The sequence below is a fragment of the Rothia sp. HMSC065C03 genome (assembly GCF_001837295.1).
In the GTDB taxonomy this organism is placed as follows: Bacteria; Actinomycetota; Actinomycetes; order Actinomycetales; family Micrococcaceae; genus Rothia.
In genome coordinates, this window is the sequence record NZ_KV831999.1 from 1 (window position 1) to 292 (window position 292).

The following is a 292-nucleotide window of genomic DNA, read 5'->3' on the forward strand; positions in this document are numbered from 1 at the left end:
GCAGGAGTATCCACACGCCGCATGGACAAGCTCGTCAAAACCCTGGGGATCACAGGACTATCGAAGTCCCAGGTCTCACGTATGGCAGCCGACCTGGACGAACACGTGGATCAGTTCCGCAACCGGCCCCTCCACGATGCCGGGCCTTTCACGTTCGTCGCCGCTGACGCACTGACCATGAAAGTACGCGAAGGAGGACGCGTCGTCTCGTGCGCGGTCCTGGTTGCCACCGGAGTCAACAATGACGGACACCGCGAAGTGCTGGGGGTGCGCGTGTCCACCAGCGAGACCG

At 62.7% G+C, this 292-nt stretch carries 1 protein-coding gene; it reads left to right on the plus strand.

Annotated features, from left to right (window positions below; all coding sequences use genetic code 11):
• Positions 1 to 292: transposase (locus HMPREF2605_RS04615; RefSeq protein ID WP_210401036.1), on the plus strand; the 292-nt coding region annotated here is incomplete at both ends.